Below are 2,157 nucleotides of genomic sequence, written 5' to 3' on the forward strand. Positions count from 1 at the left end.
CTTGTGATGCGCAAGATGATGAACTTCGAAGTCTAGGACCACGGCATGACCGAACAAGTCATCAAATCGCTGACTGATCCGACGCTGCTGATCGCACTGCTGGTCGGCATCGCCGTGTTTGCGACCGTCTTTACGCTGTTGCCGGCGTTTGGTGGCAGCCAGCTCAAGGCGCGCATGAAATCGGTCGCGCTGGAGCGCGATGAGCTTCGCGCCAAGCAGCGCGCGCGGCTTGCGACCGAGGCCGATCGCCGCCGCAAGGGTCTGCGCGAGCAACAGTCGGTCGGCATGCGCAACATCGTCGACAGGCTCGACCTGCGGCGCGCCCTCGCCGACGAGAGCACTTTGCAGAAGCTCAAGGTAGCCGGCTTCCGGGGACAGAACCCGCTGACGCGGTTTCTCTTCTTCCGTCTGGTGCTGCCTTTTGTCGGCTTCGCGCTGGCTCTGGTCTACATATTCGTGCTTGGCGGGTTGCCGGACAAACCATTGGTCATCCGGCTGTTCGTCTGCATCCTCGTTGCCTATGGCGGCTTCTACGCACCGGTCGTCTATGTCAACAACCGCGCCACCAAGCGCAAGCAGTCGATCCAGATGGCATGGCCGGATGCGCTCGACCTGATGCTGATCTGCGTGGAGTCGGGCATGTCGGTGGAGGCAGCACTGCGCAAGGTCGCCGACGAGATCGGCGCGCAGTCGGTGGCTCTGGCGGAAGAATTCATCCTGACCAATGCCGAGCTCTCCTATCTGCAGGAGCGCAAGCAGGCCTATGAGAATCTTGCAAGCCGTACCGGTCTGGAATCGGTSAARTCGGTGWCSCAGGCGCTCGTCCAGGCCGAGCGCTACGGCACGCCCGTGGCGCATGCGCTGCGCGTGCTCGCCGCCGAAAGCCGCGACATGCGCATGAACGCCGCCGAAAAGAAGGCTGCCGCCTTGCCGCCCAAGCTCACCGTGCCGATGATCCTGTTCTTCCTGCCGGTGCTTTTCGCCATCATCCTGGGCCCTGCCGGCATCCAGGTCAGCCAGCRCGGCATCTTCGGCGATCATTCCGGGGCGGCTGCGCCGTCCAGCCAGTAAGAGACACGGCAATCCTAGAGCGGTTCACCGTTTCACGGAAACGGTGAACCGCTCTAACTCTTTGTTTTGACGCAATTCCCAAGGGAAAGCGCTACGCGCTTTTCCCGGGAAAACCGTTTCACACTTTCCTGGAATTGCTCTAGCACAAATGCAAAAGCCGCGCTGCATGCAGCGCGGCTTTGTTCTGTTGGCGAAATCGCTGTGTCAGTTGGTTGCCGGCTTCGACTTCGACTTGTCCTGATCCTTGAGCTGGGTCCAGGCATTCTGCTGGGCCAGCATCTGCCTGAGATAGGCGACATTGGCCTGTGCCTGTTCGGGCGAGAGTTCCTGCGAGGCGATCTTCTCGGCTTCGTCGAAGCGTCCCTGCAGGCCGACGACCAATGCCAGGTTCTGGCGCACACGGCTGTCGGCGCCGGGCTGCTGGGCGGCTGAACGCATATAAGTCTCGGCGGTGCGCAGGTCCCCTTCCAGCACATAGGACATGCCGAGATTGGAGAGAACCGAGGGCTCGTTCGGCTTGAGTTCGAGGGCCTTGCGGTAGAGCTGGCGCGCGTCGTCCTTCTGGCCGATCTGATCAAGGATGGCCGCTTCCGCCGACACCAGCTTCCAGTCTGGATATTCCGGCGTCTGCGCACGGCGCACGGCGTCGAGCGCTGCCTCGAACTGACCATTGGCGGCCAGTGCCTTGCCATAGGCCGCGAGCACGTCGCGATCCTTGGGGTAGGCGATCGCCAGCTTGCGCATCACGGCAAGCGACTGGTCGGCATCACCGTCCATCTGCAGCGCGGCCGCGAAGTTGGTCGCTATACGCTTGTCGTTGGGGTTCTTGGCATAGGACTGGCCAAGGGCGGCCGTCGCATTGTGCAGTTCTCCCGCCGACATGGTCTCCAGCGGCTTGCCGCCGGAGCGGCCGATCGAGCCGGTAGTCATTCTGCTGGTTCCGCAACCGGCGATGCCCGCCGCCAGCGCCAGCATGAGGGCCGTGGTGACGAGCCGTTTTCCCCTGGAATTCACTGTCCGGTTGGTCGGCATCACACCCTAAGCCTCCATTCATGCGCGCGGCCATTGCGTGGCCATCTTCCCTCT

2 protein-coding genes are annotated in these 2,157 nt (G+C 62.5%); one reads left to right on the forward strand and one right to left on the reverse strand.

Annotation, left to right across the window (positions count from 1 at the left end; all coding sequences use genetic code 11):
* Positions 1-45: 45 nt before the first annotated feature.
* Positions 46-1,071, forward strand: a complete 1,026-nt coding sequence (locus AC1DX0_RS34975) for a type II secretion system F family protein (protein ID WP_477358975.1) — start codon at positions 46-48, stop codon at positions 1,069-1,071.
* Positions 1,072-1,275: 204 nt separating this feature from the next.
* Here AC1DX0_RS34975 and AC1DX0_RS34980 read toward each other — a convergent pair whose 3' ends face one another.
* Positions 1,276-2,103, reverse strand: a complete 828-nt coding sequence (locus tag AC1DX0_RS34980; protein ID WP_477222992.1) for a tetratricopeptide repeat protein — start codon at positions 2,101-2,103, stop codon at positions 1,276-1,278.
* Positions 2,104-2,157: the final 54 nt, after the last annotated feature.

The sequence above is a fragment of the Mesorhizobium sp. P3_A9 genome (genome assembly GCF_056402975.1).

Coding starts and splice junctions, on each gene's coding strand:
- AC1DX0_RS34980 (WP_477222992.1), bottom strand. CDS start 2,103: ATGCCGACCAACCGGACAGTGAATTCCAGGGGAAAACGGCTCGTCACC.